Source organism: Microbacterium sp. NPDC055910, assembly GCF_042271185.1.
Lineage (GTDB): Bacteria > Actinomycetota > Actinomycetes > Actinomycetales > Microbacteriaceae > Microbacterium.
Genome location: NZ_JBHJZS010000002.1, coordinates 50,606 through 71,354 on the forward strand (window position 1 = coordinate 50,606; position 20,749 = coordinate 71,354).

Consider the following 20,749-nt stretch of genomic DNA (forward strand, 5'->3'; position numbering starts at 1 on the left):
CCGGTGCTCATCCGCGCCTGACCCACCCCACACGGATCTCGATACGCCGCATTCGCGGCTACTCGATCTCTCGCCGACGCGGCTCGACAAAGCAGCGGGCACGGTGCTCATCCGCGCCTGACCCACCCCACACGGATCTCGATACGCCGCATTCGCGGCTACTCGATCTCTCGCCGACGCGGCTCGACAAAGCAGCGGGCACGGTGCTGGTCCGCGCCTGACGCTCGTCAGCGCGGGCGCGGCGCCCGGGCCTTCGTGGGGTCGATCCCCTTGGGGATCGGCAGCGAGGCGAGCGACTGCGACACCGAATCGACACGCTTGATGACAGCGGCCATCGTCGCCCGATCGATCGACTTCGGCAGCGACTTGATGGTCGGCGCCAGCTTGCTGATGGGCACTTCGTCTTCACCGTGGCCCACGTAGAGCACCGTGATCGGCACGCCCGAGGCGACGCGCTGCACCTTCATGCGCTCGTCGTTCACAAGGCGCGTGAGGCGCCCGCGGGCACCTTCGCCGATGATGACGACGCCTCCGCGGCCGATCGCGCGGAACACGGCCTCCTGCGTCTTCGGGTTCACTCCGACGGGCATCTCGCTGGCCTGCCACTTGCGCCCGAGCGACGTCGAGATGACGTGGCCCGCGGCCCCCGGCATCCCGTCGAGTCGCGTGTACATCGCGCGTGTCGACAACCGCGTCATCACCATGAGCGAGCCCAGGATGCCGAACATGAGTCCCGTGACACCCCACAGGATGACACTCCAGACTGCCGTCGGAGGGATGAGGAGTCCGACGGTGACGCCGATTCCGATGCCCACCAGCAGAATGCCGACGAGGAGGAAGGGAAGCCACCGGAACGCCTTCTGTGTGAAGACGTAGAGGGTGCGGATCTGCGAGAAGAAGCCGGGCCGCTTCTCGGGAGCGGTACTGCGGGCCATGAGACCCAGCCTACCTTTTCCGCTCCTGTGACCGTTCCTCCCCAACCCGATCGACCGGCGCATCACCCACAGATGCTCCGCTCGCCCCTCGGCGTCATCCGATCGCAGGACACACTTCTCGTATGCCGACCGCCGCGAACGAGCGCCTGCTCGAGCCCTACCGCGTCGTGCGACGTGTGACGGCGGGCGTGGACGCGCCGTGGCCGGGTACCCTCGTGCGTCTTGCCGACGGACGATCGCGCGTGCTCACCGATGCCTCGGTGTTCGACGACTCGTGGCCGGGGTGGCATGCCTCGGAAGGCGGTCACGTGCTCGCCTGCCTCGATATCGCGCGCCGCACGGATGGCCATGACGTCGTCCTTCCGGCGTGCCCGCGCCGCGTGGCGGACGCGCTTCGTCGCCGACGCGAAGCACGTGTCGAGCTCACGAACGGCGAGCGGGTGACGATCGCCGTCAGCGTGCTGCGCGGTATCGCCGAGCTTGCTCGGATCCCTCGCACGCTCGACGAAGCGTCGGTGACAGGGGAGTGGTGGCTGACCGACGCCGGCAGGCCCGTGCTGGCGACCGGGCTCTCCTCCGACGACGCGGTCGAGGCCTCGACCCGACTGCTCGACGAGCTCGCCGAGCCGTCGTCCCCCGTCTGGCACGACCTGATCGAGACCATCACCACCCGCGCGCTCACCGATCCCGCCGTCGCACGGCTCGAAGACGAGCTGTTCGCACTGGCCCGACCCGAGCCGCTCGGCGACGCGGTCCTCGCTGCGCCGTCCGCGTCGTGGCGTTCGGAAGCGTCATCGACAGCGCGCGAGCGCTCCGTCACGACACCGGCCGAGGCACGTGAGCGAGGCACCCTCTTCGACAGTCTCGCCCGACACGTCGACGCCGACGTCTCCGACCTCGTGTCGCGCACGACGACGCGAGTATGGCGGCGATGGCGCGAACGCGGCACCCGCACGCACGGGCGGCCGTGGGCCGTTGCCGCCGGCGTCGCGGGCCTTGTCATCGCCGTCGGTGCCTTCTGGCCCGGTGACGCCGAGCCCGTCGCGGCGAACACGCCCGCGGCAGAGATGGCCGACGTCATCGAGACGGGCGAGGTCGTCGAGACGGCCGATACGGGCGAAGCCCCGTCTCTCGAGAGCGCGCCGCCGTCAGAAGAGAGCACATCACCGCCCGAGAGCGCGGGCGACGATCACGCCTCGGTCCTGGCCCGCCTTCTGACCGCGCGCGACGCCTGCGGCTCGTCGGTGGAATGCCTCACCGAGGTGCAGACGGATCCGCGCGCGACGTTCTCCGCCGGGCCCATCGACCGCAACGCGAGCGACCGCAGCGTCACGCTGCTCGACGACTTCGGAGGTGTGGCCGTGCTGAGAGTCGACGCACCGGACGAGGCGTCTCAACTCGTGGTCATCCAGCGCACAGACGACTCATGGCTGTTGCGCGACGTCTACGCCGCGCAACAGCCATGAGGATGCGTCAGATCAGGCGCCGAGCTGGCCCTCGAAGTCCGCCGCCTCGAGCCGGGACTTGACGGCCCCGAGGAAGCGGGCGGCGTCGGCTCCGTCGATGATGCGGTGGTCGTACGACAGCGCGAGGTAGACGTACGAGCGGATCGCGATCGCGTCCTTGCCGTCGACCGTCACAAGGCCGGGGCGCTTGACGACGATTCCGGTGCCGAGGATCGCGGACTGCGGAAGGAACACGACGGGCGTGTCGAAGAGCGCCCCGCGCGATCCCGTGTTCGTCAGCGTGAACGTGCCGCCGGCGAGCTCATCGGGCTTGAGCTTGTTCTCACGCGTGCGGGCTGCGAGATCGGCGATCTCGCGGGCGATCTGCGCGATGTTCTTGCTCGCGGCGTCGCGCACGACGGGCGTGAGCAGACCCCGCTCGGTGTCGACGGCGATCGAGAGGTTCTCGGACGCCGGGTACACGATGTCGGTGCCGTCGACCGTCGAGTTGACGACGGGGTAGGCCTGCAGTGCTTCCGCGGCCGCCAGGGCGAAGAAGGGCAGGAACGACAGCTTGTCGCCCGTCTTGGCGAGGAAGTCGGCCTTCGTGCGATCGCGGAAGGCGGCGAGCTTCGTCACGTCGACCTCGACGACCGTCGTCAGCTGCGCCGTCTGCTGCATCGAGGCGACAGCACGCTCCGAAAGCACCTTGCGCAGACGAGACATCGGCTGCGTCGTTCCGCGCAGAGGCGAGACCTCGAGCGAAGCGGGTGCGGCTGCGGGCGCCTCAGCGGCCGGCTTCGATGCAGCTTCGGCAGCCTTGAGCACGTCTTCCTTGCGGATGCGTCCGCCGACGCCCGTGCCGGTCACCGTCGAGAGGTCCACGCCCTGCTGCTGCGCGAGGCGGCGGACGAGCGGTGTCACATACGCGGGTGCGTCGGCCGTGCTTGCCGCGGGGGCAGGCGCGGCGGGTGCCGGAGCAGCGGCCTGTGCGGCGGGTGCCGGAGCAGCGGCCTGTGCGGCGGGTGCCGGAGCAGCGGCCTGCGCGGCCGGTGCCGCTGCGGGCTCGGGCTTCGCCTCGGGCTCGGGGGCGGCAGGCGTGTCGGCCGGGGCAGCGCTCGCACCGTCGCCGATCTCGGCGAGCACGGCGCCCACCTCGACGGTCTCGTCCTCTTCCGCGAGCACCTTCTGCAGCACGCCGGCGTAGGGGGACGGGATCTCGGTGTCGACCTTGTCGGTCGAGATCTCGAGCAGCGGCTCATCGACGGCGACCTCGTCACCGACCTGCTTGAGCCAGCGGGTAACGGTTCCCTCGGTGACGCTCTCGCCGAGTTCCGGCAGCACGACCTGCTTGCCTTCGGACGCCGCCTGGGCGGGGGCATCCGACTGCGCGGGAGCCTCCGCGGCCGGGGCCTCAGCGGGTGCGGCCTCGGCGGGTGCGGCTTCTTGTGCGGCCGGCTCGGGCGCGGGCTCCTCAGCCGGCGCAGCGGCTTCGGGTGCGGCATCCGAGGATCCCGCTCCTGAACCGTCGCCGATCTTCGCGAGCACAGCGCCCACCTCGACGGTGTCGTCTTCTTGCACGAGGATCTCTTCGATCACGCCGCTGACGGGGGAGGGGATCTCGGTGTCGACCTTGTCGGTAGAGATCTCGAGCAATCCCTCGTCCGCCTCTACGGTGTCGCCGACGTTCTTGAGCCAGCGGGTGACCGTTCCCTCGGTGACGCTCTCGCCGAGCGCGGGGAGGACCACGGAAGTGCTCATGGGCTTGTCTCCTTCAGGATGACTGATGTCGTATCTAGCTTAGTGATGCCGATGCGCGCGCAGGTCAGAGCGCGTGCAGCGGTTTGCCCGCGAGAGCCAGGAACGCTTCGCCGAGCGCCTCGCTCTGCGTCGGATGGGCGTGGATGAAGGGGGCGATGTCTTCGGGGTGCGCCTGCCAGCCCACCGCGAGCTGACCCTCGGTGATCAGCTCGCCGACGCGGTCGCCGAGCAGGTGCACGCCGACGATGGGGCCGTCCTTCTGGCGGACGACCTTCACGAGGCCGCCCGTGCCGATGATCTCGCTCTTGCCGTTTCCGGCGAGGTTGTAGTCGTATGACACGATCCCGTCGGCACCGTGCGCCTCGACCGCCTGCGCTTCGGTCAGACCGACCGAGGCGACCTCGGGGTGCGAGTAGGTCACCTTGGGGATCTGCACGTCGGGGATCACTTCGGGTTCGAGCCCGGCGATCTCCTCGGCGACGAAGATCCCCTGCTGGAATCCGCGGTGCGCGAGCTGCAGGCCCGGCACGATGTCGCCCACGGCCCACACGTTCGCCACCCCCGTGCGCAGACGCTCGTCGGTCACGACGAAGCCGCGGTCGACCGTCAGTCCTGCCTCTTCGAAGCCGAGCCCCGCCGTTGCAGGACCGCGTCCGACGGCGACGAGCAGGTAGTCGGCCTCGAAGCTCTTGTCGTTCTCGAGCGTCACCGTCACGGCGTCGTCGGTCTGCGTCGCGGACTGGAAGCGGACGCCCAGCGAGTAGGCGATGCCTCGGCGACGGAACGCACGCTCGAGGCCCTTGCTCAGGGCGATGTCCTCGTTGGGCACGAGGTGGTCCAGCGCTTCGATGATCGTCACGTCGACGCCGAACGAGCGCCACACGCTCGCGAACTCGACACCGATGACCCCGCCGCCGAGGATGATGACGCGGTCGGGGATCACATCGAGCGCGAGAGCCTGTTCGCTCGTGAGGATGCGCCCGCCGATCTCGAGACCGGGAAGCGTGCGGCTGTAGGAACCGGTGGCGAGCACGACATCGGTGCCCCGGTAGAGGTCATCGCCGACTCGGACGGCCGGTCCTGCCTCGAGGCGTCCTTCTCCCGGGACGACCGTGATGCCGCGCGCCTTGATGAGGCCCTCGAGCCCCTTGAACTTCTTCGCGACGATGCCCTCGCGGTAGGCGCGCACGCCCTCGGGGTCGATGCCGTCGAGCGTCGCGCGCACGCCCATGCTTGCGGCATCCCGTGCCGTGTCGGCCACTTCGGCGGCGTGCAGCAGCGCTTTGGTGGGGATGCACCCGCGGTGCAGGCACGTGCCGCCCACCTTGTCCTTCTCGATCAGGGCGACGGTCTTGCCGAGCTCGGCAGCCCGGAGCGCTGCGGCGTAGCCGCCGCTGCCGCCACCGAGGACGACGAGGTCGAAAGTGTGGTCAGTCATCGTGTTCCCTCTCCCGCGATGAAGCGGATGAGCGACCGCACGGTTGCGGCGGTCGGTCCCTTGTCAGTGAATCCGTAGCCGGAGCCCTTGTTCATGCCGACGCCGGCGATGTCCAGGTGCACCCACGGAATGCGCGGCGCATCCGCGTCGTCGCCGACGCGTCCGACGAAGCGCTGCAGGAAGAGTCCTGCGAACATCGACCCACCGGCGGGGTCGCCGATCTTGGCGTTCTGCATATCGGCGATGGGGGAGTCGAGATCCTCGGCCATGTGTGCAGGCAGCGGCAGCTGCCACGCGGGCTCGCCCACGGCCGCGGCGGCCGCGAGGTAGTCCGCCACCGCCTGGTCATCGCCCATCACGCCGGTGTGGCGCGTGCCGAGCGCGACGATGATCGCCCCGGTCAGCGTCGCGACGTCGACGATCACGTCGGGCTGGGTGCGGCTGGCGGCGACGAGCCCGTCCGCGAGGACGAGACGGCCCTCGGCGTCGGTGTTGGTGACCTCGACGCTCGTCCCGTCGAGCATGCGCAGCACGTCGCCCGGGCGCGTTGCCCTGCCGGACGGCATGTTGTCGGCGATGCACAGCCACGCGCTGACTCGAACGGGAAGACCGATCGCCGCGACCGCGCGCAGTACCGCGAGCACCGTCGCCGCGCCGCACATGTCGTACTTCATACCCACCATGGACGCGGGCGGCTTGAGCGAGAGACCGCCGGTGTCGAACGTGATGCCCTTACCGACCAGCGCCACGTGGCGCTCGGCGCCCTCGGGCGCGTACTCGAGCCGGACGAGGCGGGGCGGACGATCGGATCCCTGTCCGACGCCCAGGATGCCGCCGTACCCGCCTTCGGCGAGCTGGGTTTCGTCGAGCACGTCGACCGATACGCCGAGACCTTCCACGGCGGCGACGGCGCGCTCCGCGAAGTCAGCGGGACCGAGCCATTCCGCGGGGATCGAGACGAGGTCCTTCACGAGGGCCGCGGCATCGGCGATCGCCGTGATGTCGGCGATCTCTCCCGGTTCGGCCTCGGCCGTCCCGTGCACGACGACGCGCGACGCACGCGGCTTGGGCGCCTCGGACTTGTATCCCTTGAAGCGGTAGCCGCCCAGTCCGGCGCCCTCCGCTGCCGCGGACCACAGCTGCGGGTCGGCGAGAGGCGCGGCGACGGCGACGTGCTCGAATCCGACGAGAGAGCGGATGCCGGTGCCCACCGCATCGCGCAGCGCGGCGGCATCCGGATCAGACCCGGTGCCCACCAGCGCGAGCGGCAGGCTGGTGCTCTCGGGAGCGGAGACCCGGGCGTACGAGCCCGGAGCGCCCGTGAAGCCGATGGACGACAACGCCTGCGCGAGCCCCGGCCAGTCGGAGAGCACATCGTCGTCCTCTATAGGAGGAAGTGCGAGGAGGAGGGCGTCGGCGTCGGCCTCTCGGATCGGATCGGTGCGGTATTCGAGGTCGGGGAACGACATGTCCTCCATCCTAGAGATGGCGGCGTTCGCTGTGAGCGGGATCGGCGCGACCCGCGCGTCGGACGCGACTCGTAGCATGGACGCATGCCCTCGCACGGTCCGCTCTTCGAGCGCTCGGTATCGGCGCCGCCGGTTCCGGCGAGCCTGCCGCTCGTCATCGCGCTGACCGGCTTCACCGACGCAGGCGGAGCGGTCGGTCAGGTCGTCGACCACTTCCGCGACACCCTGCAGCCGATCCCGATCGCGGTGTTCCTCAACGACGCGCTGCTCGACTACCGGGCGCGGCGCCCCATCATCTCGTTCGAACAGGACCATCTGACGGACTACCGTCCGGCGCGGCTCGAGCTCTCGCTCGCGCATGACACGCTCGGCCAACCGTTCCTGCTGCTTTCGGGCTACGAGCCCGATTTCTCGTGGGAGGCCTTCGCGACGGCCGTCGTCGCGCTGGCGCACGAGTACTCCGTGGCATCCGTCACCTGGGTGCACGCGATCCCCATGCCCGTGCCGCACACGCGCCCGATCGGCACGACCGTGAGCGGCACGCGGAAAGATCTGACGGAGGCGCACTCGGTCTGGCAGCCGCACACGCAGGTCCCGGCGACGGCCGGGCACCTGTTGGAGTACCGGTTCGCCGAGGCCGGGGCCCGCGTCGCCGGCTTCGTGCTGCTCGTGCCGCACTACCTCGGAGATACGGAGTACCCCGCCGCGGCCCTGGCGGCACTCGACAGCCTCACCGTCGCGACGGGCCTCGTCTTCGCCGGCGACGATCTGCGCGACGAGAACCGCGACTATCTCACGCGCGTGCAGGAGCAGGTGGCCGCGAGCGACGAGCTGTCCCGCATGCTCCAGGCGCTCGAGGAGCGCTACGACGCCTATATGGCCGGTTCGACCCTCGCCGCGCCCATGGTGCACACGGGCGATCTGCCCAGCGCCGACGAGCTCGCCGCCGAACTGGAGCGCTTCCTCGCAAGTAGGCCGAGCGGCGACGACGACACACGCGGCTGACGCGGGGAATGCTTCGGGGCCCCTCGGGGTTGACCCAAGGGCACCCTGTTGCACACCCCTATCACGGCGGACGAATGTCGTGGGATGAGTATGCGATACTGGATGCATTGACCCGTTGTCAACCGTCCCACAGGCCCACCCTGTCGGGCCGCGGACTTGACAAGGGTCTTACTAGTGTCCGAAATCTACCGGCGCCGGACCCCTCCGGGTCTCACCGGTGAAAGGCAGAACGTGACTCCAGGCACGAACACGAAAGCCCGCTCGAGTGCCGCCAAGGCGGTCGAGTCGGACGAGACCACTGCTGCCGAGCAGGAGGCTGCGGCGAAGAAGCCCGCGGCGAAGAAGCCCGCGGCGAAGAAGCCCGCGGCGAAGGCACCCGCGACCAAGGCTCCCGCGAAGAAGGCGGCTCTCAAGAAGGCCGCGCCGAAGAAGGCGGCCAAGACCGAAGACGAGATCGACGAAGAGACCGAGGTCGACGTCGACGCCAAGCTCGCCACAGGCAAGGGCAAGGCTTCGGAAGACACCGACGACGTCGACGACGACGAAGAAGAGACGAAGACGCCGGCATTCACCGAGCCGCTGCCCACGGGCGCGATCGTCATCTCGTCCTCCGACGACGAGGACGTCCCGGTCTACTCGACGCAGATCACCGGCGCGACCGCCGACCCCGTCAAGGACTACCTCAAGCAGATCGGCAAGGTGCCGCTGCTGAACGCGGCCGAAGAGGTCGAGCTCGCGATGCGCATCGAGGCGGGTCTGTTCGCCGAAGAGAAGCTGTCGCACATGTCGGCGGCCGAGAAGTCGGCGCAACTGGGACTGGACCTGCAGTGGGTCGCCCGCGACGGACAGCGCGCCAAGAGCCACCTGCTGGGTGCGAACCTGCGACTGGTCGTCTCGCTCGCGAAGCGCTACACGGGCCGCGGGATGCAGTTCCTCGACCTCATCCAGGAGGGCAACCTGGGCCTCATCCGTGCCGTCGAGAAGTTCGACTACACGAAGGGCTTCAAGTTCTCGACCTACGCGACGTGGTGGATCCGTCAGGCGATCACCCGCGCGATGGCCGACCAGGCGCGCACCATCCGCATCCCCGTGCACATGGTCGAGGTCATCAACAAGCTCGCCCGCGTGCAGCGGCAGATGCTGCAGGACCTCGGTCGCGAGCCCACGCCCGAAGAGCTCAGCCGCGAACTCGACATGACGCCCGAGAAGGTCGTCGAGGTGCAGAAGTACGGCCGTGAGCCGATCTCGCTGCACACCCCCCTCGGCGAAGACGGCGACAGCGAGTTCGGTGACCTGATCGAGGACACCGAAGCGGTCGTCCCGGCGGATGCGGTGGGCTTCACGATGCTGCAGCGTCAGCTCGAGTCTCTCCTCGACTCGCTGTCCGAGCGCGAAGCGGGCGTCATCCGCATGCGCTTCGGACTCGGCGACGGCCAGCCCAAGACCCTCGACCAGATCGGCGACACCTTCGGCGTGACGCGCGAGCGCATCCGTCAGATCGAGTCCAAGACGATGGCCAAGCTGCGTCACCCGAGCCGTTCGCAGTCGCTGCGGGACTATCTCGAGTGAGCCCGCGCCACGGCAGCGGCCTCCGGTACGTTCCGGCGATCGTCGCCGGCAAGCTCGCGCGGTTCGCGACGCGCTTGCGCGGCGGCGGGTCGGCGTTCCCCGGGTACGTCGCGAATCGGCTGGCGCCGACGCTTCTGAACACGCTGGGCGGGCAGTTCCCGTACGGCGTCGTCTTCGTGCTCGGCTCGAACGGCAAGACGACCACGACCCACATGATCAGCGAGATCCTGCGGGCTCACGGACTGACGGTCTTCACCAACCCGACCGGCGCGAACCTGCCGCAGGGCGTCACGAGCGCCCTGCTGGCCGATGCGACGCTCACCGGGAAGGTGCGCGCCGATGTCGCCGTGCTCGAGGTCGACGAGGGCTTCGCGTCCGAGTTGGCGGACATCCTCGGCCCACGCGTCATCCTGGCCCTCAACGTCCAGGTCGACCAGCTGTACCGCTTCTATGAGACCGAACGCGTCGCCGACATGATGCTCGACGCCGCGACGCGCGCCTCGGTGCGCGTCGTCGTCAACGGCGACGATCCCTACCTGAGCAAGGTCGACGAGTCCTCGCTGCGGGCACCCGCATCGTTCTTCGGCGCCTCCGCCGAGGTCGTCGCCGCATCGGCCCACGGGCTCGTGAACGCGATCGACACGCGCAGCGGCGTCGCCGGCACGCACCAGCGCGTGTACGAGTCCGAGGTCGTGTCCATCGCAGGGCGCGACGTCGAGCTGGATCTCGCGGGCGAGCGCATCCGCATCACGCTCCCCGCGCGCGGTCTGCACTACGCTGTCGACGCAGCGGCCGCCGCGAGCGTCGCCCTGCACGTGCTCGGCGATCGCTTCCACGCGGATGCCGCGTCGGCGGGCTTCGCGCGGATGGCACCCGCCTACGGGCGCGGCGAGCTCGTGCCGCTGCGTCGCGACCCGGCAGGCGAGCAGGTCGAGTTCGTCATGTTCAAGAACGGACCGAGCCTGCAGCTCAACGTCGACGCCCTCGACGGGGCGCCGGAGCGCGTCCTGATGGCGATCGACGAGGGCACACCGGACATCTCGTGGCTGTACGACGTCGATCTGTCCGCGTTCGACCACGTCGATGTCGTGACGGGCGAGAAGGCCCACCAGATCGCGACCCGGCTCGCCTATGCGGGTATCCCGATCGGCGTCGTCGAGCCCGACATGGAGAAGGCGGTGCAGCTCATGCGCGCATTCCCCGAAACGGCGACGCGACGTCAGGTCTGGTTCGTCAACTACGAACTCATGATGAGCGGTCGCCGTGTGCTCGGCTACGGCGACCAGGAAGTGGCCCGGCGATGACGACGCTCACGATCGTGCAGCTGTATCCCGATCTCCTCGGTGTGACCGGAGACCGCGGCAACGTCGACGTGCTCGCGACACGTGCGCGCTTCGCGGGTCTGACACCGGAGGTGACGCGCGTCGGCATCGGCGACCCCGCCCCCGAGCACGCCGATGCGATCGTGATCGGCAACGGTCCGCTCTCCGCCATGCGCACAGTGCATGCCGACCTGCTCGCCCGACGCGAGTGGATCACGGCGCAACACTCCGACGGCACGGCGATCCTGTGCGTCGGCGGCGGCGCCGAGCTGCTCAGCGACGGGATCGACCTGCTCGATGACTCGCGGCTGGAAGGCCTGGGCCTGATTCCTGCCCGCGTCGCGCGCACGCGCACCCGCCGCGTCGGGTACATCGTGGCGGACACTCCCGATGGTCGTCTCGTCGGATTCGAAGACCATGCGTCGGAGTGGACGCTGCTCCCGGCAGCACCGGCGGATGCGCGTTACGGAACCGTCGTGTCAGGTCGGGGCGGTGTCGCGGGCGGCGGCGAGACTCTCCGCGTCGAGGGACTCTATGCCACGAACGTGCAGGGCCCCGTGCTGCCGCTCAATCCGCAGCTCGCCGACGCGCTCCTCCGCCGCGCCGCGGCGCGTGCGGGAGCGGAATACGTCGTCGCTGCCGAACACTCGACCCTCGATCAGCATGCCGATCTCGCCCGTGCAGCGATCGAGCGTCACGCACGGAACGCTCAGTTCACAGCCATCCAGCTCTGAACCGAGCGCGTCCTCAGCGGGTTTCGTCGAGCCGCGCGGTCTCGTCGTGCCACGACGTGGCGACGGCGCGCAGCTTCTCTTCGTACTTGCGCCCGTGGTGGGCGCAGAAGAGCATCTCGGTGCCGTTCACCTCGGCGGCGATGTAAGCCTGAGCGCCGCACGAATCGCACCGGTCGATCGCAGTGAGGCGGTGCTCGAGGACGGCCGTGTTCTCGGCAGGTGTCGAAAGCGTGGTCATCTCGGTTCCTCCTCGGGTATGCAGAGCCGACAGCTGGTCTGAGAAATACAACCATGGGTTCCGGCAGGGAATGCCCGGAACCGGTCGTCGTTCGCTGTCCGCGTACGGACCGCGGGGCTGCCGTGTGTCCCGGGCCCGCTGTCGCCGGGCGCGGATACCCTTGAGGATTGTGACTGCTGAGTACTCCGCCCATCACCTCCAGGTGCTCGAAGGCCTCGAAGCAGTCCGCAAACGGCCCGGCATGTATATTGGCTCGACCGACTCGCGCGGTCTCATGCACTGCCTGTGGGAGATCATCGACAACTCGGTCGACGAAGCCCTCGCGGGGCATGGCTCGCACATCGAGATCGTGCTGCACGCCGACGGCAGTGTCGAGGTGCGCGACCGCGCACGCGGCATCCCCGTCGATATCGAACCTCGGACGGGACTGTCGGGCGTCGAGGTCGTCTTCACGAAGCTGCACGCCGGCGGCAAGTTCGGCGGGGGGTCGTATTCCGCCTCGGGTGGGCTGCACGGCGTCGGCGCATCGGTGGTCAACGCCCTGTCCGAGCGTCTCGATGTCGAAGTCGACCGCGGTGGCAAGACGTGGGCGATGTCGTTCCACCGGGGCGAGCCCGGCATCTTCTCGGGCCCCGAACCGACCTCGGTCTTCACGCCCTTCGAGAAGAGCTCCGAGCTGCGTGTCGTCGGACGCGCACCGAAGGGCGTGACGGGCTCCCGCATCCGCTACTGGGCGGACGGCCAGATCTTCACGAAGGACGCCGCATTCAACCTGGTCGAGCTCGAGCAGCGCGCGCGACAGACCGCTTTCCTCGTCCCGGGGCTCGAGATCGTCATCCGCGACGAGCGCCCGTCGACCGTCGCCGCCACCGCCGACGGCGAACCCGTCGTGACGTCCTATCGGTTCGACGGCGGCATCTCCGAGTTCGCCGATTTCCTCGCGCCCGACACACCCATCACCGACACGTGGCGGCTGACCGGTGACGGTGAATTCACCGAAACCGTGCCGGTCCTGCAGAAGACCGGCGCGATGGTGCCCACCGAACTGCAGCGCACGTGTCACGTCGACATCGCACTGCGGTGGGGCACGGGCTACGAGACGGTGAACCGATCGTTCGTCAACATCATCGCGACGCCGAAAGGCGGAACCCACCAGGCGGGATTCGAAACCGGACTCGTCAAGGTCCTCCGCTCGCAGATCGAACAGAACGCACGTCGCCTCAAGGTCGGCAACGACAAGATCGAGAAGGACGACATCCTCGCGGGCCTCACGGTCGTGCTGACGGTGCGCCTGGCCGAACCGCAGTTCGAAGGACAGACCAAAGAGGTGCTCGGCACGCCGGCCGTGCGGCAGATCGTGGCGAACGTCGTCACGAAGCAGCTCACCGCGAAGTTCTCGTCGACCAAGCGCGACGACAAGGCGCAGAGCGCGCTGCTGCTGGAAAAGGTCGTCTCCGAGATGAAGGCCCGCCTCTCGGCGCGCGCACACAAAGAGACCCAGCGACGCAAGAACGCGCTCGAGTCGTCGTCACTGCCGGTCAAGCTCGCCGATTGCCGCACGAACGACGTCTCGGCATCCGAACTGTTCATCGTCGAGGGCGATTCCGCGCTCGGCACGGCCAAACTCGCCCGCAACAGCGAATACCAGGCGCTGCTGCCGATCCGCGGCAAGATCCTCAACGTCCAGAAAGCCTCGGTCGCGGACATGCTGGGCAACGCCGAATGCGCCGCCATCCTGCAGGTCATCGGCGCCGGGTCCGGCCGCTCGTTCGACATCGACGCGGCACGGTACGGCAAGGTCATCCTGATGAGCGATGCCGATGTCGACGGCGCGCACATCCGCACGCTGCTGCTGACGCTGTTCTTCCGCTACATGCGTCCGCTCATCGACGAGGGCCGCGTCTATGCCGCGGTGCCACCGCTGCACCGTGTCGTCGTCGTCAACCCGGGATCGAAGCCGAACGACACGATCTACACCTACTCCGAGCAGGAGCTGCACGCGCTCCTGTCGAAGCTGACGAAGTCGGGCAAGCGCTGGCAGGAGCCCGTCCAGCGCTACAAGGGCCTGGGCGAGATGGACGCCGACCAGCTCGCGACGACGACGATGGACCGCGCAGGGCGGACGCTGCGTCGCGTGCGCATGGAAGATGCGGAAGCGGCCTCGACGGTGTTCGAACTGCTCATGGGCAATGATGTCGCACCGCGCAAGGAGTTCATCATCGACTCGAGCGGCAGTCTCGCCCGCGAGCGCATCGACGCCTGACCCGCCGCGCCCTGGCCCCTGAGCCCGCCGAAGCGTCGTCCCTCGTCCGGTCCCTGAGCCTGCCGAAGCGTCGTCGCCGTTCGGCCCCTGAGCTTGCCGAAGGGTCGTCATTGACCCGGCCCCGGCCCCTGAGCTTGCCGAAGGGTCGTCATTGGCCCGGCCCCGGTCCCTGAGCTTGCCGAAGGGTCGCCACCAGCGGTTCCTCCCCACCCGCGGCATCCTGCTCTTCGTCCACCGGCCTTGACCCGCAGCATCCGCCCACGGTGATCCGCGGCACGATCGACACATGCCGCACGTTTACATCGCGAAATGCCGCGACGGCCGCCTCTATGTCGGCAGCACGAAGAAGGAGCCCGAGGCCCGCGTCTGGGAACACAACAATGACGAGGACCTCGCCGCTCGGTACACGATCAAGCGGCGACCGGTCGTGCTCGTGTACGCCGAGCACCACGAACGAATCGACGACGCCCATCGACGCGAGCGCCAACTGCACGGCTGGAGTCGCGCGAAGAAGATCGCTCTCATCGCGGGGCGCCTCGATGATCTACCCGCGTTGTCGCGGAAGCGGTCGAGGTAGAGGAGCGACCCTTCGGCAAGCTCAGGGACCAGACCGGCGACGACCCTTCGGCAAGCTCAGGGACCAGACCGGCGACGACCCTTCGGCAAGCTCAGGGACCAGACCGGCGACGACCCTTCGGCAGGCTCGGGGACCGGACGAGGGACGACCCTTCGGCAGGCGCAGGGACCAGACCGGCGACGACCCTTCGGCAGGCTCAGGGACCGGGCGGGTGAGGGACGAACCCGTCGTCCGGGTCGGGGAGCGAGGGGTGGGGGAGCGGTCAGCGGATGGGGAATCCCACGGCGCCGACGACGCCGTCGAGCGGGATGCCCGAGGCGTCACGTTTCGCACCCGACGGCGGAAGCGCTCGCACGCCGCCGTCGGAGCCCACCGCACGCGGGTCTTCGCCGGCCCACGCGAGAGTGAGCGCGTCTTCGCCTTTGAGGAACCGCTGCGCGCGCACGCCCCCGGTTCCGCGACCCTTGGCGGGGTACTCCTCGAACGATGAGACCTTGCCCGTGCCGGATTCGGCACCGAACAGGGCGTCGTTGCTTCCGGCGATCGTCACGACGCTCACGTCGGATGCCGCGGCATCGACGACGCCGAAGAACACGACGCTCGCACCGGCCGAGACCCGGATGCCGGCCATCCCACCGGCACCACGGCCCTGCGGCCGCACGGAAGACGCCTCGAACCGCAGCAGCTGTGCATCGCTCGTCACGAAGACGAGTTCGGCGTCGTCGGGCGCCGGCGCCGCGCCGACGACGCGGTCACCCGGCTTGAGCGCGATGATGTCGATGTCGGGCTTGTTCGCGAGTTCGCTCGCGGCGACGCGCTTGACGACGCCCTGCGCGGTCCCGAGAGCGACGGCGGGGGAGTCCACGAGCGGCACGATCGCGATGACGTGCTCACCCGATGCGAGGCCCAGGTACTGATCCGCCTTCGTGCCTGCGGCGAGCTGCACCGAGTTGCCCGGGACGGACGGCAGGTCGACGGGAGAGAAGCGCACCAGACGACCGGTGCTGGTGACCGCGCCCAGGTCGCCGCGGGTCGTCGCATCGACGGCTGAACGGATCGCGTCGTGCTTCGAGCGACGCCCCGGCGGCACGATGCCGCCTCCGGGAGTCTCGGCAGCCAGCTCGGCGCGCACCATCCGGCCCGTGGCGGAGAGGAGGACACGACACGGGGCATCCGCGATCTGAAGGTCCGCCGCCGCGGCGGCCGACCGGGATCGCGGGGCCACCGGCCCACCGTTGAGCAAGAGGGTGCGCCGCGGCGTGCCGAAGGTCTCGGCCGCCGCATCGAGCTCGCGCGCCACCTGCGCGTGCAGCAGAACGTCGCTCGCGAGCAGCTCTTCCAGCGCGGCGATCTCGGTCTTGAGCGCGTCGCGCTCGCCCTCGAGCTCGACGCGCGAGAACTTCGTGAGGCGACGCAGACGCAGCTCGAGGATGTATTCGGCCTGCAGCTGCGACAGGTCGAAGACCTCTTGCAGACGCGTGCGCGCCTGCTCGCTGTCGTCGGAGGCGCGGATGACCTGGATGACTTCGTCGATGTCGAGGATCGCGATGAGCAGACCCTCGACGAGGTGCAGCCGCTCCTTGCGGCGCTCGAGCCGATACCGGCTGCGTCGCGTGACGACCTCGATGCGGTGATCGAGGTACACCCGCAGCATCTCCTTCAGCCCGAGCGTCTGCGGCTGCCCTTTGACGAGCGCGACGTTGTTCATGCTGAACGAGTCCTCGAGCGGCGTCAGCCGGTAGAGGTGCTGCAGCACGGCGTCGGGATCGAAACCCGTCTTGATGCTGATGACCAGACGCAGGCCGTTGTGCCGGTCGGTCAGGTCGGTGACGTCGGCGATGCCCTGCAGCTTCTTGGCCTGCACGGCATCCTTGATCTTCTCGATCACGCGCTCCGGGCCGACGAGATACGGCAGCTCGGTCACGATGAGGCCGGTGCGACGCGGGCCGAGCGACTCGACCGAGACCTTGGCGCGCGTGCGGAAGCTGCCCCGGCCCTTGGCGTAGGCGTCTTTGATGCCGTCGAGTCCGACGATGATCCCGCCGCCGGGCAGATCCGGCCCGGGGACGAACTCCATGAGGTCCTCGACGCTCGCATCGGGGTTGTCGAGCAGGTGGACCGCGGCCCCCACGACCTCGATGAGATTGTGGGGGGCCATGTTCGTCGCCATGCCGACGGCGATGCCGGTCGTGCCGTTGACGAGCAGGTTCGGGAACGCGGCCGGCAGCACTTCGGGCTGCTGGAACTGGCCGTCGTAGTTCGGGATGAAGTCGACGACGTCTTCGTCGAGATTCTCGGTGAGGGCGAGGGCCGCGGGTGCGAGGCGCGCCTCGGTGTACCGCGCGGCGGCGGGGCCGTCATCGAGCGAGCCGAAGTTGCCATGCCCGTCGACGAGCGGGACGCGCAGCGAGAACGACTGCGCGAGTCGGACGAGGGCGTCGTAGATGGGCGCGTCACCGTGCGGGTGGAGCTTGCCCATGACCTCGCCGACGACACGCGCGCTCTTGACGTGTCCGCGGTCCGGGCGCAGCCCCATGTCGGCCATCTGATAGAGGATGCGGCGCTGCACCGGCTTGAGACCGTCGCGGGCGTCGGGCAGGGCCCGCGAGTAGATCACCGAGTACGCGTACTCCAGGAACGACGTCTGCATCTCGGTCGAGACGTCGATGTCCTCGATGCGTCCGTGATCGGCGGGGATGGCGGCGGAGCGGGATGCGGGCATGGTGCGGGTGCGACCTCGGGTGACGGCGGTCCGGAGAGGGCCTTCTGCGCATGTGCGAGACTGACCCGGATGTCACTCAGCCTACCCGCGGACCCGCCCCACGCTCGAAGCCTCACCGGTGTCGTGCCGCAGCTTTTCGCTTCGCTCGAAAGTCGATCTGAGTGGTTCGCTCCGGCGACGAGTGCCATCGTCTTCGTCGTCGACGGCCTCGGTGCGTCCTCTCTCACCGCGCGGGCGGGCCACGCGCGGTTCCTCGCGCAGTCCGGCACGAAGAAGGACGTCGCTCGCACCGTGTTCCCCTCGACGACGGCGACAGCGCTCACGAGCCTGCTGACGGGCGCACCGGCGGGGGTCCACGGCATCGTCGGCTACCGTGCGCGCATCCCCGGCACGGACGACGTCGTCAATCAGCTGCGCGGCTGGGACACCGACGAGCTGCCGCAGAGCTGGCAGCGCGCGGAGCGCCTCGTCGCCCGCCACGCCGACCGCCCCTGCTTCGTCGTGTCGAAGTCCGAGTACGCCGGCACCGGATTCACCGAGGCCACGATGGGCGAGGCGCAGTTCGTCGGCGAGAACGATCTGACGGCGCGGGTCGAACGGGCCACCGACCTTGCGGCGCGGCATCCCGGCTCGTTCATCTACCTCTATGCGAATGACCTCGACGCCATCGGTCATAAACGCGGATGGCAGTCCGACGAATGGATCGGCGCCCTCGAACGCGTCGACGCCGCCGCGCGGACGCTCGCCGCGGCGGCGGACCCGCAGACGGGGATCGTCGTGACAGCCGACCACGGCATGGTCGATGTGCCGCGGCACCGTCAGATTCTTCTGGCCGACGGCGACGCGCACCTCGACGGCGTCCGCCTCATCGGCGGAGAGCCGCGGATGCTGCACCTCTATGCCGAAGACGGTGCCGCCGCGGACGTGCTCGATACCTGGCGGCAGGCCGAGGGCGGACGCTCGTGGGTGCTCTCACGCACCGAGGCGATCGACGCGGGACTGTTCGGCAGCGTCTCGCCCGACGTCGCGCCGCGGATCGGCGATGTCCTCGTCGCCGCACGGTCCGGCATCGCGTACTACGACGACCGCGTCGACGACAAGGCGCCGCAGAAGATGGTGGGACAGCACGGCTCGCTCACGAACGAAGAACGCATCGTGCCTCTGCTGAAGCTCGGCGCGTACGCCTGAGTCAGTCGTCGCCGCGCGCGCCGAAGACGATCTCGTCCCACGAGGGCATCGACGTGCGCCCCTTGCGGCGCCCGCCGCCCTCGCCCACGACGGCTTGCGTCGACTCGGCACGGTCATCGGGGCGGTCTTCTTCGCCCGGCGCCTCGTCGTATCCGGGCTCGAGCGCATCGAACAGCGCGACGGGGGCGTGCGCGCGAGGCGTCTCGACTTCGGGCTCGGCCTCGGGGAGCGGTTCGCGCTGACCGCGACGGCGGCGCAGCGCCTCGAGCAGATCAGCCGTCTCGGCCGAGGTGACCGAGGTCTCGGTCGCGCGCTTGATCGCGGCCTGCTGCACGGCCGGCGTCGCGGGTGCCGGCAGGTCGGGGGTCTCGAGGTCCGCATCGGGCAGACGGCGCGGCCCGAACGCGCCGCTGTCGAACCGCGACTCGTCCTTGGGCGCCACGACGTCCAGCGCGCGCAGGCGGGGGATGAGTCCTTCGGGCAGCGACCCCTGACGGGAGAGCTGAATGGCATCGGAGTTCAGCGGCGAGAGCGTGCTGCGGCGTGGATCGAATCCCCAGCGCGCGTCGTGGTCGACCGCGCTCGCCGTGAACTCGAGCTTGACGATCCACCCCGTCTGCTCTTTCCAGCTCGTCCAGCGCTCGGCGCTGGCCCCCACACCGGCGAGCTTGGCGCGCACGGCTGCGCCGAACGTCGGGTTGGCATCACCGTCGAAGTCGCCGCCCAGCAGCACGGGTACCGCGAGGGCCTGACCCACGACGTGCTCACGCTCGGCGAGCACGGGCCCTTCGAAACGCACGATGTCTTCGACGCGGGCGCCGAGAAGCGTCGCCACCTCTTGCGCCGACAGCCCGGCACGGATCTGAGCCTGGATGTCGCGCGGGCTCGGACGATCGGCGCGCTGATCGGGCTCCCGGTCGCGCCGTGCCTTGCGCAGCTCGGCCCGCAGCGCCTCGTCGAGCGGCAGCGCGAATCGCTCGCCCGACTCGGTCGCCAGCACGAGCATGTCGTCCTCGGTTGCGATGACTTTGAGCTGTTCCATGCGAAACGCCCTCCGATCAAGATCTCTGCGGCCCATCGTGTCACGCGACATCGACATCGCCGGGAATATCGTGCGCGCGCCGTGAGTTTCACGCTCACGCATGCGGAGGCCGCCGATGGCATTTGCGAAATGGCCACCCGTCGTGCAAACTATCGCCGCCCCATGAGGTCGAGGCGCCCCCCACATACCCGGAAGTCGAGAAGTTCACGCATGGCCACCGATTACGACGCCCCCCGCAAGACCGAGGATGACAGCGAATCGATCGAGGCTCTGAAGGAGCGCGTTCCCGACAAGCTCTCAGGCTCGGTCGACGTCGAAGACGCCGACAACCCGACCGGATTCGAACTGCCCGGCGCGGACCTGTCCGACCTCGAGCTCGACGTCGTCGTGCTGCCTCCGCAGGAGGACGAGTTCACGTGCATGAGCTGCTTCCTCGTGAAGCACCGCTCTCAGGTCGACCACGAGTCCTCCGACGGACCCATCTGTCTCGAGTGCGCGGCCTGAACCGCATCCGCTGACATCCCGAAGGCGAGCGCTGCTACGAAGCGCTCGCCTTCGCCGTGTCCCGGCGCAGCGCCGCCCGCAGGCGATCGGGCGTACGAGTCGAGATGACCCAGTTCGGAGCCGGGTCGTCGATGTCGAGGATCGGCACGACGACGACGCCGTCGATGCCCCCTCGGATGACGTGCCACGCACGGGGATCCAACCCCGAGCCGCGCGCATGGCGAGCAGCCTCGCCCGCGTAGGCGACCGGTTCGCCCGTGAAGCCGATCTCGATCCGCGCGCGCCCGGCGCGCAGCATCCCGTCACGAACCTCGATGACGGGGGATGCCACCACGAGCAGTGCGACCAGGAGCACCGCCACGGCGATCCCGATCGCCAGTGCGAGCGTCGTGTCGACGGGCGAGAAGATGAGCGCGGCCATCGGCCCGCACAGTGCTGCGGCGACGAGCAGCCACAGCGAGGGACTAAGTCTTTCGCGGTAGACAGGCGCGCTGGCCGCTCCGCCGTGCGTGGATGCCATCTGCATTACCCTCGATG

Annotated in this window: 18 protein-coding genes; 10 read left to right on the plus strand and 8 right to left on the minus strand. The window is 69.2% G+C overall.

Annotated features, from left to right (window positions below; translation table 11 throughout):
• A partial coding sequence (locus tag ACFC3F_RS01630; RefSeq protein ID WP_376125744.1) for a hypothetical protein occupies nt 1-221 on the plus strand: 221 nt, incomplete at its 5' end.
• Between the two features lie 6 nt (nt 222-227).
• Here ACFC3F_RS01630 and ACFC3F_RS01635 read toward each other — a convergent pair.
• A complete protein-coding gene (locus ACFC3F_RS01635; protein WP_376125747.1) occupies nt 228-935 on the minus strand; it encodes a DUF4191 domain-containing protein in 708 nt (235 codons plus the stop codon).
• Between the two features lie 122 nt (nt 936-1,057).
• Between ACFC3F_RS01635 and ACFC3F_RS01640 the strand changes: the two genes are divergently transcribed.
• A complete protein-coding gene (locus tag ACFC3F_RS01640; protein ID WP_376125750.1) occupies nt 1,058-2,401 on the plus strand; it encodes a hypothetical protein in 1,344 nt (447 codons plus the stop codon).
• A 12-nt stretch (nt 2,402-2,413) separates the two neighbouring features.
• Here the strand turns inward: ACFC3F_RS01640 and sucB are convergent, their stop codons facing one another.
• From sucB to ACFC3F_RS01655, 3 genes are all read right to left on the minus strand, one after another.
• Nucleotides 2,414-4,141, minus strand: a complete 1,728-nt coding sequence (gene sucB / locus ACFC3F_RS01645) for a 2-oxoglutarate dehydrogenase, E2 component, dihydrolipoamide succinyltransferase (protein WP_376125752.1) — start codon at nt 4,139-4,141, stop codon at nt 2,414-2,416.
• A gap of 64 nt (nt 4,142-4,205) precedes the next feature.
• Complete coding sequence (lpdA, locus tag ACFC3F_RS01650; RefSeq protein WP_376125755.1) at nt 4,206-5,579, minus strand: dihydrolipoyl dehydrogenase; 1,374 nt, start codon at nt 5,577-5,579, stop codon at nt 4,206-4,208.
• Nucleotides 5,576-7,048, minus strand: coding sequence for a leucyl aminopeptidase (locus ACFC3F_RS01655; RefSeq protein ID WP_376125757.1), 1,473 nt, complete (start codon nt 7,046-7,048; stop codon nt 5,576-5,578). The genes lpdA and ACFC3F_RS01655 overlap by 4 nt, the downstream gene beginning before the upstream one ends.
• A gap of 84 nt (nt 7,049-7,132) precedes the next feature.
• On the opposite strand from ACFC3F_RS01655, the gene ACFC3F_RS01660 reads away from it, so the two are divergent.
• From ACFC3F_RS01660 to ACFC3F_RS01675, 4 genes are all read left to right on the plus strand, one after another.
• Complete coding sequence (locus ACFC3F_RS01660; RefSeq protein WP_376125760.1) at nt 7,133-8,053, plus strand: proteasome assembly chaperone family protein; 921 nt, start codon at nt 7,133-7,135, stop codon at nt 8,051-8,053.
• A 231-nt stretch (nt 8,054-8,284) separates the two neighbouring features.
• On the plus strand, nt 8,285-9,622 hold the full coding sequence (locus ACFC3F_RS01665; protein ID WP_376125763.1) for an RNA polymerase sigma factor: 1,338 nt from the start codon (nt 8,285-8,287) through the stop codon (nt 9,620-9,622).
• Nucleotides 9,619-10,926 (plus strand): MurT ligase domain-containing protein, encoded by a 1,308-nt coding sequence (locus ACFC3F_RS01670; RefSeq protein ID WP_376125766.1) that lies wholly within the window; start codon nt 9,619-9,621, stop codon nt 10,924-10,926. Before ACFC3F_RS01665 ends, ACFC3F_RS01670 begins: the two co-directional genes overlap by 4 nt.
• Entirely contained in the window at nt 10,923-11,678 is a 756-nt protein-coding gene (locus ACFC3F_RS01675; protein ID WP_376125769.1) for a glutamine amidotransferase, read from the plus strand. The genes ACFC3F_RS01670 and ACFC3F_RS01675 overlap by 4 nt, the downstream gene beginning before the upstream one ends.
• Before the next feature lie 13 nt (nt 11,679-11,691).
• Here ACFC3F_RS01675 and ACFC3F_RS01680 read toward each other — a convergent pair whose 3' ends face one another.
• Entirely contained in the window at nt 11,692-11,916 is a 225-nt protein-coding gene (locus tag ACFC3F_RS01680) for a hypothetical protein (RefSeq protein WP_376125771.1), read from the minus strand.
• Nucleotides 11,917-12,085: 169 nt separating this feature from the next.
• On the opposite strand from ACFC3F_RS01680, the gene ACFC3F_RS01685 reads away from it, so the two are divergent.
• Nucleotides 12,086-14,179 (plus strand): type IIA DNA topoisomerase subunit B, encoded by a 2,094-nt coding sequence (locus ACFC3F_RS01685; RefSeq protein WP_376125774.1) that lies wholly within the window; start codon nt 12,086-12,088, stop codon nt 14,177-14,179.
• Between the two features lie 286 nt (nt 14,180-14,465).
• On the plus strand, nt 14,466-14,756 hold the full coding sequence (locus tag ACFC3F_RS01690; RefSeq protein ID WP_376125777.1) for a GIY-YIG nuclease family protein: 291 nt from the start codon (nt 14,466-14,468) through the stop codon (nt 14,754-14,756).
• A 262-nt stretch (nt 14,757-15,018) separates the two neighbouring features.
• Here ACFC3F_RS01690 and ACFC3F_RS01695 read toward each other — a convergent pair whose 3' ends face one another.
• Nucleotides 15,019-17,478 (minus strand): DNA topoisomerase (ATP-hydrolyzing) subunit A, encoded by a 2,460-nt coding sequence (locus tag ACFC3F_RS01695; protein WP_376125780.1) that lies wholly within the window; start codon nt 17,476-17,478, stop codon nt 15,019-15,021.
• Nucleotides 17,479-17,547: 69 nt separating this feature from the next.
• On the opposite strand from ACFC3F_RS01695, the gene ACFC3F_RS01700 reads away from it, so the two are divergent.
• The gene (locus ACFC3F_RS01700) at nt 17,548-18,666 is read left to right on the plus strand and encodes an alkaline phosphatase family protein (protein WP_376125782.1); all 1,119 of its coding nucleotides are present in this window, start codon (nt 17,548-17,550) and stop codon (nt 18,664-18,666) included.
• A 1-nt stretch (nt 18,667) separates the two neighbouring features.
• Here the strand turns inward: ACFC3F_RS01700 and sepH are convergent, their stop codons facing one another.
• Nucleotides 18,668-19,708 carry a septation protein SepH gene (gene sepH / locus ACFC3F_RS01705; RefSeq protein ID WP_376125785.1) on the minus strand — a complete coding sequence of 347 codons (1,041 nt, stop codon included), beginning with the start codon at nt 19,706-19,708 and terminating at the stop codon, nt 18,668-18,670.
• A gap of 210 nt (nt 19,709-19,918) precedes the next feature.
• Here sepH and ACFC3F_RS01710 point away from each other — a divergent pair, with 210 nt between their 5' ends.
• Nucleotides 19,919-20,212, plus strand: a complete 294-nt coding sequence (locus tag ACFC3F_RS01710) for a DUF4193 domain-containing protein (RefSeq protein WP_376125788.1) — start codon at nt 19,919-19,921, stop codon at nt 20,210-20,212.
• 34 nt (nt 20,213-20,246) lie between these two features.
• Here the strand turns inward: ACFC3F_RS01710 and ACFC3F_RS01715 are convergent, their stop codons facing one another.
• The gene (locus tag ACFC3F_RS01715; RefSeq protein WP_376125791.1) at nt 20,247-20,732 is read right to left on the minus strand and encodes a DUF3093 domain-containing protein; all 486 of its coding nucleotides are present in this window, start codon (nt 20,730-20,732) and stop codon (nt 20,247-20,249) included.
• Nucleotides 20,733-20,749: the final 17 nt, after the last annotated feature.